This window comes from Geobacter psychrophilus (assembly GCF_056821595.1).
Map to the genome: position 1 here is coordinate 287,572 of NZ_JBXDTU010000004.1, position 14,449 is coordinate 302,020.

14 protein-coding genes, 1 other RNA gene and 1 riboswitch are annotated in these 14,449 nt (G+C 51.1%); of the genes, 8 read left to right on the forward strand and 7 right to left on the reverse strand.

Annotated features, from left to right (window positions below):
- Window positions 1-49 precede the first annotated feature (49 nt).
- Entirely contained in the window at window positions 50-979 is a 930-nt protein-coding gene (locus tag ACOCF6_RS03590; protein ID WP_482459019.1) for a hypothetical protein, read from the reverse strand.
- Between the two features lie 489 nt (window positions 980-1,468).
- On the opposite strand from ACOCF6_RS03590, the gene ACOCF6_RS03595 reads away from it, so the two are divergent.
- From ACOCF6_RS03595 to ACOCF6_RS03620, 6 genes are all read left to right on the forward strand, one after another.
- Window positions 1,469-3,424 carry a diguanylate cyclase gene (locus ACOCF6_RS03595; protein ID WP_482459020.1) on the forward strand — a complete coding sequence of 652 codons (1,956 nt, stop codon included), beginning with the start codon at window positions 1,469-1,471 and terminating at the stop codon, window positions 3,422-3,424.
- A gap of 319 nt (window positions 3,425-3,743) precedes the next feature.
- Window positions 3,744-4,403 (forward strand): SOS response-associated peptidase, encoded by a 660-nt coding sequence (locus ACOCF6_RS03600; protein ID WP_482459021.1) that lies wholly within the window; start codon window positions 3,744-3,746, stop codon window positions 4,401-4,403.
- A gap of 152 nt (window positions 4,404-4,555) precedes the next feature.
- Window positions 4,556-5,383: an SDR family oxidoreductase gene (locus ACOCF6_RS03605; RefSeq protein WP_482459022.1), complete on the forward strand. Its 828-nt coding sequence runs from the start codon at window positions 4,556-4,558 to the stop codon at window positions 5,381-5,383.
- A 498-nt stretch (window positions 5,384-5,881) separates the two neighbouring features.
- Window positions 5,882-6,220: a hypothetical protein gene (locus ACOCF6_RS03610; RefSeq protein ID WP_482459023.1), complete on the forward strand. Its 339-nt coding sequence runs from the start codon at window positions 5,882-5,884 to the stop codon at window positions 6,218-6,220.
- 8 nt (window positions 6,221-6,228) lie between these two features.
- A complete protein-coding gene (locus ACOCF6_RS03615) occupies window positions 6,229-6,600 on the forward strand; it encodes a hypothetical protein (protein WP_482459024.1) in 372 nt (123 codons plus the stop codon).
- A 253-nt stretch (window positions 6,601-6,853) separates the two neighbouring features.
- Window positions 6,854-7,447, forward strand: coding sequence for a hypothetical protein (locus ACOCF6_RS03620; RefSeq protein ID WP_482459025.1), 594 nt, complete (start codon window positions 6,854-6,856; stop codon window positions 7,445-7,447).
- A gap of 540 nt (window positions 7,448-7,987) precedes the next feature.
- Here ACOCF6_RS03620 and ssrA read toward each other — a convergent pair.
- Together ssrA and smpB are read right to left on the reverse strand one after the other, a co-directional pair.
- Window positions 7,988-8,340: a transfer-messenger RNA gene (gene ssrA, locus ACOCF6_RS03625) on the reverse strand.
- A gap of 54 nt (window positions 8,341-8,394) precedes the next feature.
- Window positions 8,395-8,853, reverse strand: a complete 459-nt coding sequence (gene smpB / locus ACOCF6_RS03630) for an SsrA-binding protein SmpB (RefSeq protein WP_482459026.1) — start codon at window positions 8,851-8,853, stop codon at window positions 8,395-8,397.
- Window positions 8,854-8,978: 125 nt separating this feature from the next.
- Window positions 8,979-9,184, forward strand: a riboswitch (M-box (ykoK) riboswitch).
- Between the two features lie 66 nt (window positions 9,185-9,250).
- Here smpB and ACOCF6_RS03635 point away from each other — a divergent pair.
- Together ACOCF6_RS03635 and ACOCF6_RS03640 are read left to right on the forward strand one after the other, a co-directional pair.
- On the forward strand, window positions 9,251-10,513 hold the full coding sequence (locus ACOCF6_RS03635; protein ID WP_482459027.1) for a magnesium transporter: 1,263 nt from the start codon (window positions 9,251-9,253) through the stop codon (window positions 10,511-10,513).
- A 12-nt stretch (window positions 10,514-10,525) separates the two neighbouring features.
- Window positions 10,526-11,824: an Nramp family divalent metal transporter gene (locus ACOCF6_RS03640; RefSeq protein ID WP_482459028.1), complete on the forward strand. Its 1,299-nt coding sequence runs from the start codon at window positions 10,526-10,528 to the stop codon at window positions 11,822-11,824.
- Window positions 11,825-11,883: 59 nt separating this feature from the next.
- Here the strand turns inward: ACOCF6_RS03640 and ACOCF6_RS03645 are convergent, their stop codons facing one another.
- From ACOCF6_RS03645 to ACOCF6_RS03660, 4 genes are read right to left on the reverse strand one after another with little or no spacing between them, the layout of a single operon-like run.
- Entirely contained in the window at window positions 11,884-12,414 is a 531-nt protein-coding gene (locus ACOCF6_RS03645; protein ID WP_482459029.1) for a hypothetical protein, read from the reverse strand.
- Window positions 12,415-12,434: 20 nt separating this feature from the next.
- Window positions 12,435-12,779: a histidine triad nucleotide-binding protein gene (locus ACOCF6_RS03650; protein WP_482459030.1), complete on the reverse strand. Its 345-nt coding sequence runs from the start codon at window positions 12,777-12,779 to the stop codon at window positions 12,435-12,437.
- The gene (locus tag ACOCF6_RS03655; protein WP_482459031.1) at window positions 12,779-13,537 is read right to left on the reverse strand and encodes a TlyA family RNA methyltransferase; all 759 of its coding nucleotides are present in this window, start codon (window positions 13,535-13,537) and stop codon (window positions 12,779-12,781) included. Before ACOCF6_RS03655 ends, ACOCF6_RS03650 begins: the two co-directional genes overlap by 1 nt.
- Window positions 13,527-14,426, reverse strand: a complete 900-nt coding sequence (locus ACOCF6_RS03660; RefSeq protein ID WP_482459032.1) for a glycosyltransferase family 2 protein — start codon at window positions 14,424-14,426, stop codon at window positions 13,527-13,529. Before ACOCF6_RS03660 ends, ACOCF6_RS03655 begins: the two co-directional genes overlap by 11 nt.
- Window positions 14,427-14,449 lie beyond the last annotated feature (23 nt).

A 14,449-nucleotide genomic window follows, 5' to 3' on the forward strand; every position in this document is an offset into this window, starting at 1 on the left:
GGTTACATCTATATTCCGCATCAGTTTCCGGACATTTGAGCGGTTCGGTCTATTGCAGTCCGTATCCGGAATACGTCAGTCTGCTCAGCCACGTATCTTTGTCATCTATGGTAAATGACAATTTCACGGTGGTATTTTTTCCGATCCATCTGATCATACCCTGTTCATAGCGTACTGTGCGACCTAAGAGCTTAAAACAGGCTTCTTTCAGTTTCAGGTAATTCTGCTTGCCGTCGAAAAACAACTCGACTTTCTGGAGAGCGTTGTTGTTATAAAAACGATACCTGATTTCCTGGGCAGTGACCCCTTCAAACAACATGTCGTCACCTTTTATGTGATACTCAAAAAAAGGTTCCTGATCCAGAGGCAGGTACGTCTTTCCCTTAGAGAATCCGCTCCCCCACTTCCAGTCACGAAAACCGTCAACCGCATCGATGGGTGATTTCAGTTCCCTCAGAGCTTGATCAAGATCAGCATCAACAGCTGATTTGATATTCCTGCTAAATATGGATGCGGTGGCCATATCTATCGTTTTTCTGTCATAGTAATTCAAACTTGTTGCAAGAACGATATCGGATGTTGTCCCTGCCCAGTAGTATTCTCTGCTGAATTCCGATCTGAGGATATTATGGGACGGTTCTCCATATTTTCTGATAAACAGATCATACAACTTAGCGGCCTGAAGCAGGCGCGCCTCTACTTCTACTTTCCAGAGCATCCCACTGTAATAAGAATAAACCATGCTGTATATTTTTACACCGTCTAGCTCAAGCGGTGTTTTATCACCAAGTTTAAGGTACCTGGAGCTATTTTCATCTCTGCTGAAACCAACATAATCTTCCTTTGTAAACATCGTGCCTACTGTAGTACCCCAGCGCATGCTCCCGAACCCATCCGGCTCGTTGCTGAAGGCAGCGGCATCCATGGCAGCCAGACCATGTCCGAAAAGCAGCAGTAAGGTCAGGATGAGTGTTCGCATAAAGACTCCCGGACGGATAATCCACAGGAAAACGTTATCGTGCTTGAAGAAAAGCCCCTGATTTCTCAAGGGCTTTCACATGATGAAATCCATATAACTGATGGCGCAACCACCTGTTTTACATGAATTGTCACTCGGACTTAAACGGGACTACCCCCACATGCTGTTCCGACCCTGTTTGCAACCCGTGCATGTAGCGCTGAATATACGTGAACGCGGGCAATATTCCAACAGTTAATAGACATGACCCATCTCTGCCTGTTCCAGAGCCGCGTGGCAAACAGAATTCCTTTATGACCACCAAATACCCTCAATCAAGCATCTGACAGCAGCATGCAAGATTTCTAAGCATTGCATAATTAGTTTTTTTGATTATAGTTAACAAAAGTTGTTTATAAGGAAATATTTATCATAAACAAGCAAATCTCACATAAATCCAGCATCAAACGGGAGATCTTTCAAAGCAGCGCGCTGTTGGCGCTGGTTGTTATGATTATTTTCGGCTTTTTACTCTCAACTATCATTTATACCGCCGAAATATCCAAGGCACGGGCCGTCATCAGCCGAACCAATCAAGGTGTGGCGTATTTCATTGACGGTCATTTCACTGAAATCATCAACACCATAGCGCGGCTGCAGGACCACAAGGATATCAGGGGCGCAACGGCACTTGGCAAAGAGGGGCAGCAGCGCATCCTGGACGAGTACCGCTCTGTACTTACATCCAACAGGAATATCACTTATATCTATTCGGGCTATCAAAACGGCCTGATGCTGATAAACGATTACACACTGCCTGCAGGGTTTGATCCTGCAACCCGTCCCTGGTACCGGGCAGCTTTGGAGCGTAAACCCGCAACCTCGGTCGGCCTGCCCTATCAGGATGTCACCTCAAATGAATGGCTGGTTTCGACCAGCAGAGCACTGCAACAGACCGCTGGCGGAGATGAGGGTGTCATATCGATTGACTGTTCGATCGGACACATTATTAATCTTATTTCGCAACACGAAGAGTACGGATCAACAGTAAGTTTCATCATGGACCGGAGAGGTAACATAATCATGCATCCGGATCAGTCCCGCCAGGGCACAACCTTTCAGGAATTGAAGGGGGACCTTCTGCCGGGCAGCAAAGGCGACTTCACCTACCGCACGGGCAACGTGGAACATTTCGCCCATTACAGCAGGGTAGCTTCCACCGGATGGACTGTTGTGACAGCGGTCGAAAAGAAAGAAATCCTCCGTCCGATCATGTCGCAAGTACTGTTTATTATCGGCCTAACCGGCGTCATTGCACTGTTTTTGGGATTTGTACAGAGCACACTGCTGAGCAGGCGTTTGTCCCGCCCGCTTGTCGAACTGGGCAAAAGAATCAATGCCGTCATCGCCGGCAACGAGTTGCAGGCTAACAATTACGTCTATCCGGACAATGAAATCGGAATTATGGCTAGAGAAATCGGACAACTGGCAGAAAAAGGACTTACTGATAAAAATCGTGAACTTCAAGCAAGCGAAGAAATCTATAAAAAAATCCTGATGGCGTCGCCCGACGATATCACCATCGCCGATCTGTCCGGTCGAGTGATCATGTTCTCTGAGGCAGCGCCTAAAATGTTCGGTTATGACCCGGAGGATGGTCCCGGCATGATGGTCATGGATTTTATTGTTCCCGAAGACCACGAAAGGGCGCTCGCCAATATAGCCAGAATGGTGCACGAAAATTATAATGGCCCCAATGAGTACCGCGCCATCCGCAAAGACAGATCCTGCTTTGACATCGAGGTAAACAATGCACTGATCCGTGACCAGCAGGGTAATCCCGTCAGAATGGTTCTAATTGCCAGGGATATAACAAACCGCAAAAAAGCGGAGCAGCAGATCCAGAATCTGGTTCACCAGCTTGAGACAGAACGGGATCTCGCCCAACGCAATTCCCTGACGGACAGCCTGACAGGCCTGTCCAATCGCAGGTACTTCGACACGGTCTTGCAGACCGAATTTTCCCGGCACAAACGATCAGGCTCACAACTGTCCCTGATCATGATTGATGTGGATCATTTCAAGAAATACAACGACCACTATGGCCACCTTGAGGGTGATGAGTGCCTGCAGAAGATTGCCCGGACCGTCAGGACTGTGGTTGAGCGGGGGCCTGATATTGTTGTTCGCTACGGCGGAGAGGAATTTGTGGTCATCCTGCCCGAGACCAGTCGTCAGGGAGCGGCTGTTCTGGCAGGCCGTATCGGTGAATCCGTACTCAGGCTGGCACTGCCCCATGCCAAGTCGGACACATCCGAATTTGTCACGATCAGCCTCGGAGTGGCCACGGCCGGGGATCATGACATATCCGCCGCTGCCCAGCTTGTTGCCTTCGCTGACCAGGCCCTGTTCCGTGCCAAGGAGAACGGCCGCAATCGCTTTGAGGTAATGGCTGCGTCGTTGTAAGATTCATTTTGCGCAAGAATCTATAACAAACTGTTTTCGGCATGTGTGTACTCCAAACGTTTGGCTGGCATGCAACCCTGACTTTTTGCCACTCTCACCCTGATGTTTCTTACCGAGCAATTTGAGCGAGCCCTCCTTCCCATCTCCCGTCACACTGATATCTCAACAACCTCATCCACCGTTAATTTCAATGCCCGACCAATGACTTCACAGACTTTGCTATAATCGCTCACATGGATTTAAAACCGCCTTTAATCACCCAAGTTTGATACAATCAGCAAATGCAAAATCCAGCGTTCCACAAAGGAAGTATCTAACCATGAGCGGCAGATATACTCTCCAGGCTTCACCTGAGGTCATCGCCAAGACATTTGACCTGCAGGAACTCCCCGACATCGAACCGCATTACAATATTGCTCCGTGTCAGCACATTGCAACGGTCAGGCATATCGGCGACCATAACAGACTCGATTTCCTGCACTGGGGCCTGCACTCCATCGGGTCACAGGAGACAAACCCCGCGCCGATTATTGCCCAAAGTGAAACTGTCCATGAGGATCCTCATTTCATGCATGCGCTCACATACAGCCGGTGCATAATTCCTGCCTCGGGTTTCTACGAATGGCTGCCTGGCAAGGATGACCATGCACAACCCTATTACATCCGGCTCTGCAATAGCGGATTGATGGGCTTTGCCGGATTATGGGAGAAAAGCAAGGCAGAGGACGGGTCTGACGTTGAAACGTGCTGCATCCTGACCACAACTGCAAATGTGACCGTGAAGCCGATACACGACAGAATGCCGGTGATTTTGTCACCTGATGATTTTGGCTTCTGGCTCGACAGGCACGTTCAAGACCCCCGGGAGTTGCAGAGGCTCTACCGCCCCTACCCTTCCGATCTGATGGTATCCCATCCTGTTCCGGAGTTGGTCAATATCCCCCGCTTCGACAGTGCTGCCTGTATCGTGCATATGTGATGATGACACTATCTCCGGATAGTGGTACGCTTTAACAATAATATTGAACGATCAAACGTTTTCCAGAATAGTACTGATCTCCCGCTCATGGTTTGACAAGCAGGGCACACGCCTCTCATGTCAACCGATACCTCCCCATACGAGGCCAGCCGATGAACAACTCTCTCGATTTTTCTGACAGAACCGTCGTCGTCATCGGCGGCACCAGTGGTATCAACCGCGGCGTCGCCGAGCTCTTTGCCCGCCACGGAGCCCGCGTCGCCGTCGCCAGCCGCTCACAGCAAAAGGTGGATGATACCGTCGACAGTCTGCGCGGCTGCGGTGCTGAAGCGATGGGCTTTAGTGCTGACGTTCGCGATCCGGAAGCGCTGGCGGCCGGGCTCAACGCGGTCCATGCGGCCTTTGGCCCCTTGAGCGTGGTCGTCTCGGGAGCAGCCGGCAACTTCCCGGCTCTGCTCACACAGATGTCGCTGAACGCTTTCCGCGCCGTTATCGACATCGACCTGATCGGCACTTTCAACGTCATGCAAGCCGTCTACCCCTATCTGCTCAAACCGGGTGCCACAGTGATCAACATCTCCGCTCCCCAGGCGACTATTCCGATGGAAGCCCAGTCCCACGTCTGCGCCGCCAAAGCCGGGGTGGAGATGCTGACCCGCTGCCTGGCCCTGGAATGGGGCCCGCAGGGGGTACGGGTCAACGCCATCGTTCCCGGACCGATTGACGGCACCGAGGGGATGCAGCGTCTTGCCCCCAGCGACGCCATGCGTGAGGCAGCTCGCGATTCTGTGCCACTGCGCCGGCTCGGCAACCCTCAGGATATCGGCAATGCCTGCCTTTTTCTTTCTTCGGAACTCGGGAGCTATGTCAACGGAGCAATCCTGCCGGTTGATGGAGGTTGGCTGCAGAGCGGCGCCGGCGGCCTTGGCCGCACGCTGGCGGAGCTCGTCCGAAGCGGAACAGAACAGGCTGAGAAGTAGAACATTTTATCCTGTTTTATTGTCTGTCAACGGGCTGATTTTGATTGTTGCAGCAATTGAAAAAGAATATGATGTAAATCATTCTTCCAGTCCCTCATCTTGCAGCTTCCCATTTCTTCTCCTTATGACAAAACGTACAGTTCCAGCTTCGTTTTGTCGATTATTCTTCGCAGCCAAAAACTGACTCATAAGACCTATCACCCTTCACAGACTGGGGTATTCCGGCTTCTTTCAACATGCACATATGCGTAGGGGAGGATGACATGAAAATTATCTGTTCGTTTTATTCAGTCCCTTCAGCAGCGATTTCAGCGCAAATTTCACGGTTCTTCTTCAGTGGGCGATGGACGTAAAGACCTTGTGTTGTTCGGCGACAACAGGCAGTGTCTGGTCATGCACCAGTCACGTCAGTACCAGGAACTTTCGACACACCACATCTGCTAAGATATTTATAATGCTATCGTTTGACTACTGAACAAAGATCCACCGGAGCTGCCTATGACAATCAAACCATTTAAGATTGCAGCATGTATCATGTACACCTTATTCGTGCTGGTTGGGTGCGCAACCCTGCCTCCGGTATCGGCAGACATAAATCTGCTCAAAGACGTGGTGACGCCCGGGACCCTGCGAGAAACGATATTTTTGAAACTAGGTGAACCGTCAGGCAGCTTCGAGGCCGGAAGGATTCTCACCTACCGCATTGGTGAAGATGCCGAGCGTGGGTATTATATCAGGGACCGTTATGGTTTTTGGACCAACACTAGGTACAGCCTTGTCCTGGTATTTGACGAAAAAGGGCAACTAGCAAAGCATACTCTTGTCAAGGTACAATAGGAGGCGCAATGCGGAACCGCATAATTGTAATCATTGGGTTATTCATTGCATCTTTTTCCTTCAGCGGATGCCTTTTCATTCCGACCAATTATTACACGGGCGACTCCAGACACAATATTGCCGAAAAACTTCCCGCAAACATAGTTCCGGGGAAAACAACACGGGAAGAGGTTCTGCAGACCCTGGGGGAACCAGATGTGGCAACACAGGACGAATCTGAACTCTGGTACACAGCGACAAAAGCACAGGCTTTCTGGTTACTCGGGAAATTGAGCGGTGAGTTCATAATTAACTATAATCACGTCATCAGTTTCGGCAGTAATGGTTTGGTCAAGTCACTGCGGTCTGAAAATAAAACTTTAACCACTCACTGGCCGTAGTATCTGTGTCCTGCTTCTATTTTTTATAGATTATTTTAACATAACAGCGCATTGAGTACCTTGGCCTGATGATTACCCATAGACACTACTAAGAGAAATCATTGTTAATATCACATTGCAATTTGTCGGATAATTACGGTAACGCTCTAATATCAGGATGGTTGTTGAGTAATCAGAATATTTCAAACCGCGATTTTTTCGGCTAATATGCAGCAGATTACTATTTTACAATGGTAATTGAACGGAGGAAAAAATGCGCCTAATAATTAAGAAATCCACATCAATCCACATTCTTCTGGCAGTTGGGATTCTTTATATAGCTATGTTGATGTCTGGTTGCTCATCATCACTAGCTATCCACTCTGACTTTATTGTGCCAGATGATTCTCTGCGACTCGCTCAAGTGATGGAAATTGAACCACGCGCTTTGGTCGTCCAGACTGAAATGGTCTACAAGGCCATACGAGCATCAGGAGTTAGAGACTCAGACATTACCGACGGCAGCATAGTTGTGGCACGTATTTTTTGTTGTGGCGGAATGGCAGAAAAAGCAAACGCAATAATAGTATATGTTCCAGCTGGAATAAATGTAGCTTTAGGGGATATCGTCGAAGTAAGAATTGGGCATTCTCCTGATAAAAGAGATATCAGCTCATTAAATACAATCACTCGTGTAGTTCAAAAAGACGGAAATAATGAAGGTAATTGCTGGTGGGACCCAAAAAACGATCGTCTCTTGCTTAGGGTTTTGTACTGTGATTGGATGCCAAAGGAAGGATGGATAAAGCAAGGAGGGATAAGCCCTGCCTGGTATCGCCCCCCAAATGCAATCATTCTGGATAAATAAGCATAAAAATAAAATGTACTACCTATCAAAGCAAAGCATAATTATGGCATTGTGCGGTTGACGCACAAAAACGCGGCACCGAACACGTCTGAACACGTCTGAACACGCCTGACCACGTCAGATAGAAAGTCAAGCCGCGAGGCAACTGTACTGCTTGGAGTCCTGCAGGTTAACTTGCAGGAGGAATGGCTAGACCCTAAAAGGTCCTCCCGTCACCAGAAGCAGGTGCCTCTAGGCAAGGGTGGGGGAGTCTGTTTCAATGACTATTGCAAGAGGCTCATATATTTAACACTTACGCCACACAGTTCCGTACAAAATAAACTTACCGCCAGCACAGTGCCATAACCAACCTGTGTACCCCTCTGTTACCCCTGTTTATTTTCAGAGCTACCCCTGATACTGCTCCCATTACCCCGAATGTTACCCCTATTTTGCTGGATTTCAGGGTATAAGATTGGACAACAACGGACAACACAAAAGAAAAAGCCCCTGATTTCTCAAGGGCTTTCGGTTGTATCCGGATGGTGCCGGACTGTTGTATGGTGGAGGTGGTGGGAGTCGAACCCACGTCCGAAGAACCTACGATCTGAATTACTACACCGTTAGTCAGTTGCTCGATTTAACCGGTTTGCTGTGCACCTGACAAAACAGCAAACCAGCGGTCCCGTTGATCTCGGGTCACGCTACGGGCGTCGCACATCCCTATCCGGTAGTGAATGACGCCCCCGCCTTACCACCGGCATCTCACTTGGGGGCGCCTGTTAAGCAGCTAGTGCAACAGGAGTGTTATAATTGTCGGCAATTAAGCCGTTGCAGGTTTATTAAGGTCGGCCGCCTGCCCCGACCCGGTGCAATCCAGAAATTCACTTCCCCGTCGAAACCTTTACACCCCCGTAAAAATCAATGTTGAATTATGAATCGATATTTCATATTCATACTTGCTTCTGTCAATCTCTCTGCTTCGATTTCAATACCTGCGAAATCTCGCGCTGGGAGTCCTTCTTCTTCATGTCTTCACGCTTGTCGTACATCTTCTTGCCTTTGCCAAGCCCGATCTCAACCTTGACCAGACCGTCCTTGAAATACAGACGCAGCGGAATGGCCGAATAGCCCTGCTCCCGGATGCGGCCGTAAATCCTGTCGATCTCCTTGCGGTGCAGCAGCAGCTTGCGGTTGCGGTCAGGCTGGTGATTCTGGCTGTTGCCGAACTCGTAGTGCGAAATGGTCAGGTTATGCAGAAAGGCCTGACCGTCACGTACCAGCATGAAGGATTCATTCAGGCTGGCCTTGCCTGCCCGCAGGGACTTTACCTCGGTCCCCTGCAGCACCATTCCGGCCTCCAGCTTCTCCTCAATGAAGTAATCGTGGTAGGCCCTTTTGTTATTGCAGATCAGTTTCTCACCCATAGTAGAGCATATCATAGCAGACTGGCCCTGCAAAGGGAATGCAATCTTCCCGTTGTTGCGATAAAGAGATTAAAAGTGCGGCATTCGAGAATTGACAAAACACGATTTCAGGTCTATAAACAGGCAGATATCCTCGTTAGCAGAGGCGTTTGCACAAACACAGGCTACTGCCCAAAAATGTCGAAAGACGCCAATGGGTAGACCAGGTATTGTCGGCTTAAGGCTTTACCTAAGGTAGCTGGTTTCAGTACGTTAGCAGTTATTCCTTTGTTAACGTACGGATCTCGAACCTACGTTGTGCACTGCCAAAAGTCAACCAGAGAGGAAGATGCGCCTTGTGCTGTCCAAGGGTCTTCCTCCGAAGTCCCTTTTTTTGTTTCCACACCGGGAAAACGCCATGACCAATGAAATCAACGAAATCTATCTGAGCGCCGTTATCGGGCGCTCCGTGATCAACAGCAAGGGGGATGAACTCGGTACCCTGCGCGATCTGGTCATGATTCCCGGCGACGTATTTCCCGAGGTGTCCCACATCGTCATCAAGGCACGCAAGGGGCTCAAAACCCTGCCCTGGCATGAGGTCGCCCTGTTCACCCATGTCGTTATCTCCGTCGCCGGCGTCAAGCCGCCCGGACTCGCCCCCTTCGCTTCCCGTGAAGGCGAGATCCTCGTCAAGCGAGACCTGCTGGACAAACAGATTGTTGATGTCGACGGCGCCAAGGTCGTCAGGGTCAATGATATCAAGCTCGGCAATCTCAATCACAAACTGTGCATCTTCTCCGTGGATATCGGTTTCCGGGGGCTGCTGCGGCGGCTGGGCTACGAGCGTCTAGGAGAATCAATTGCCAAGACCCTGGGCAAGGAAATCCCCAATACCGAAATCAGCTGGGAATACGTGCAGCCGTTGGAGGCCAACTCCTCGAAACTGGCGCTGAACATCGCCCGCGACCAGATGAACGAGATGCATCCGGCCGACCTGGCCGATATCATCGAGAACATCCCGATCCAGAGTATCCGCACGGTGCTTGATTCCATCGATGCCGAGACCACCGGGGAAACCCTCTACGAACTCGAATCTGACATGCGAAACCTGGTTATCAGCCAGCTGGACAATGAGCAGATGTCCGACATCCTCGAGGAGATGGAGCCGGACGAGGCCGCCGATGTACTCAGCGACCTGCCGGAGCAGAAGGCCCAGGAACTGCTGGACATGATGGACCAGGAGGACGCCGAAGACATCCAGGAACTGCTGGAGCATGATGAGGATTCGGCCGGCGGCCTGATGAACCCGGACTACCTGCGGCTCACCTCCGATATCACCGTCGGCCGGGCCATGGAGATCCTCAAGGGCTGCGCCGATGACATCGAAACCATCTTCTACGGCTACGTGGTAACTGCCGACGACCGCCTGGAAGGGGTCGTCTCCCTCAAGGGCCTGATCATGAATCCGCCGGAAACCCTGATCACCGATATTATGGAGGAGAACATCAAATCCGTGCCGATCGATGCCGAGCCGGAGGACATGCTGGAAACGCTGGCCAAGTATGACCTGATTGCCATCCCGGTCCTTGACTCAGAAGAAAAAATGGCCGGCATCGTCACCGTTGACGATGTGCTGGCGCATTACCTGCCACAGATCGTAAAAATCAAGCGTCGCTAGAAACCGGGACCTATGTTCAACTATATTTCACAATTCAGGTTCCTGAAGCCGCTCAAGAGCTTCAGCCCCCGCAATGTCATGATCTTCCTGGCCATCCTCGGTCCGGGCATCATCACGGCCAATGTGGACAACGACGCCGGCGGCATCACGACCTATTCGCTGGCCGCGGCAAACTACGGCTACTCCATCCTCTGGATGATGATACCGACCACGATAGCCCTGGTCGTGGTCCAGGAGATGTGCGCCCGCATGGGGGCGGTCACCGGCAAAGGCCTGTCGGACCTGATCCGCGAATCCTTCGGCGTCAAAGTCACCTTTTACGTCATGATCGCCCTGCTGCTGACCAATATGGGCAACTCCATCTCCGAGTTCGCCGGTATCGCCGCCAGCTTGGAGATCTTCGGCATCAGCAAGTATATCTCCGTGCCGGTCTGCGCGATCCTGGTCTGGCTGCTGATCGTCAAGGGCTCATACAAGGTCGTGGAAAAGGTGTTCCTGGTGGCCTGCCTGGTCTACATCGCCTACCCGATCGCCGCCTTCATGGCCGGGCCTGACTGGAACGTCGTCATGAAAGCGACCGTCACCCCCACCTTCAAAACCGACAGCGCCTACCTGATGACCCTGATCGGCATCGTCGGCACGACCATCGCCCCCTGGATGCAGTTTTATCAGCAGGCGGCAGTCGTTGAAAAGGGCATCACCGCCGACCAGTATAATTTTTCACGGATCGACGTGGTCTTCGGCTGTATCATGGCCATTGTGGTGGCGTTCTTCATGATGGTAGCCTGCGCCTCCACCATCCACCTGCATGGATTGAAGATCGAAACCGCTGCCGATGCGGCCCTGGCACTGAAGCCCCTGGTCGGCCAGTACGCCTCGACACTGTTCGCCTTCGGCCTGTTCAATGCCTCACTCTTCGGCGCCTGTATCCTGCCGCTGTCTACGGCCTATTACATCTGCGAAGGGATGGGCTGGGAATCGGGTGTCAATAAAGACTTCGAGCAGGCACCGCAATTTTTCTGGCTGTTCACGATCATTATCGTCATCAGCGCCGGACTGATCCTGATTCCGAACGCCCCGCTGATGGCGATCATGTTCATATCGCAGGTCGTCAACGGTGCCGTGCTCCCCTTTGTGCTGATCTTCATGATCAAGCTGATCAATGACAAGAACCTGATGGGCAGCTACACCAACAAGCCCACCTTCAACATCATCGCCTGGATAACCGTGGTAACCATGATTGCCCTTACAGTTGTCATGACCGTTGACATCGTGTTTCCCGGGATCATCAAACGTCTGCTGGCGTTCTGATAAAAACAGGCCCGCCTGCATCTCTGCCGACGGGCCCATGAACCTGTATTAATTGCCGCTTACTGTGTGATAGTAACCTTGATCCCCGCTTTCCTGGCCTGCTCCGCAAACTGATCGTACTGCTTGCGCATTTCATTGAACTGCTCGGCTAATCTGTTCCGTTCAGAAAAAAGCGACTGAGTTTGTTCCTTATCAGACGTACTTTTTTTCAAAAGGGTATCAGCCTCATCAATCCGCCTTTTTAGCGCACCCATCGCAGCTTCACGCTCGCCGAACTCCTGCTTCCATTGATCGTAACTTTTACCGCCGAAGGACCCATACGGTGATTGCGATGTTCCGGTAACCGGTTCTTTCGAAGCCGTCGTTGGCGCCACTCCGGATCGGCCTGGCGATGGAACAGACTCCTTCGGCAGAGGGACCGCCCCCATATCACCCCGCCTATCCAACTTGCTGCGGTATTTGGGAGGTACGCTTGAGTAATCCTCCGTAAAATTATACGTACCGCTGTCATCGATCCAGGAATAGGTCTCTGCCATCAACGGAGCCGTCCAGAGCAGCACGCCCGCAATCACGCATATCAGTTTCATCATAGTTCCTCCTTGTGTAGAATCTAACCCGGCGGCCAGGCGAATTCCCGGCCTGCCAGCAGGTGAAAATGGATGTGGAACACCGATTGGCCGGCACCGGCACCATTATTCTGCACCACCCGGAAACCAGATTCGGCATATCCCTTCTGGATAGCGATCCCACCCGCTTTCCGGAAGATGTAACCGATCAGGTCATCATCCTGGGGTGACAGGTCGAGACTGTTGACGATATGTTTTTTCGATAGAAACAGCAGGTGCAGCGGCGCCTGGGGTGCAAGGTCCTCAATCACCAGGATCCGCTCGTCTTCAAACACCTTTTTCGACGGGATCTCCCCACGGATAATCTTGCAGAAAATGCAGTTTTCCATCACTCCTCCTTCAGACCATGGTCTGGAATATTCAGCAGGATCAGAAACTCGCGGTTGCCATCGGCCCCGGTGATGGGTGATTCGCATACCCCGCCGACTGTCAGTCCCAACTCCAGCGAAGTCTGCCTGACAGCCTCGACAACCCGTTCATGGGCAGCAGGATCGCGCACAATCCCACCCTTGCCGACCTCGGCCTTGCCAACTTCGAACTGCGGCTTGATCAGTGCAATGATGCGACCACCCGGTTTGACAAGCTTGACCGTGGCCGGCAACACCTTGGCCAGCGGGATAAAGGATGCATCGATCACCGCCAGGTCGGGTACTGCATCGAGCTGCCCGGGCAGAAGATGGCGGATATTGGTCCTCTCCATGCTGACGATACGCGGCTCCTGCTGCAGCTTCCAGGCCAGCTGGCCATAACCCACATCCACCGCGAAAACCTTCTGCGCCCCGGCCTGCAGGAGGCAGTCACTGAAGCCGCCGGTAGAGGCGCCCACATCGATGGCCACCAGTCCGGTCACATCGACGGCGAACTCGTCCAGGGCCTTGCGCAGCTTCAGTCCGCCCCGGCTCACATACAGCAGGACACCGCCCTTGATACGAACCTGCGCGTCAACCGCCACCTGCTGGCCGGACTTATCGACCGTGTGGTCGCCCACCACCACCTGACCGGCCATGATCAGTGCCCGGGCCCTCTCGCAGGTGAGAGTCAGACCACGCTCGACCATCAGTCTGTCAAGGCGCTGTTTAGTACCCATCGGTAGAGTTTGCGTGAACGGGTTTGAATAATTTTCGTTTAACTATTCGAAAAAATTTATAAATTGATACAGGGAAATTCTCGTATAAAAAAAGAAACAGCCGGAAATTGATTAGTTTAATCAATGCTATTACATACCCTTTTCCAAATTTGAATCGGTTGTGCGGATGCATTTTTTTTGCCTTTTGACTCTCCGTCCAAGTGCATCTCATATTTTCAGATTTATGCGACATGCCACCAAGTGTCATTGACGCCTGAGTCACTCCGGGAACGAAAAGAGCATCGTACTGCTCAAAAACCCGAAGAAAAAATTCGTAGTCTCCTGAAATTTTGAAACTCTTATCATAAGAGCCGAACTCATCAAACAGAGTCCGTTTATGTAAAGTCGCAACATGCGGAACCGTCATAAATGTAAAAACACCTTGCAGCGCTACGTCCCAAGGCATCCGGGAGACTCTAACTATTGATCCCGATAAATCAACATAGTTCAACTCTCCATAAACTATTGCGATATTAGTCGTCAACGAAACAGCCATTGCAGCAACAAACTTTTCAAGGCTGGTGGTATCGGAGAAGTAATCATCAGCACCCAGAAAGCAGACCCACTCCCCGGTTGCCAATTCCAGCCCCTTGTTCCAGGCAGCATACACCCCTGTATCCGGCTCACTCACATAATGACGTATGTTGTTGCAGTATTTCTGCACGACATCAACGGTTCCATCCGTGGAAGCGCCATCGATGATAATATATTCGATGCGGCCGTAACTTTGAGCGATAACACTCTGAATTGTCCGTTCAACGGTGTCCGCCATATTTTTCACAGCCGTAATCACGGTAATAAGCGGTTGATCAGCAGTTTTTTTACTTACTACATCAGAGTTGCAACTCATTACTAAACTGACCACCTTTTACC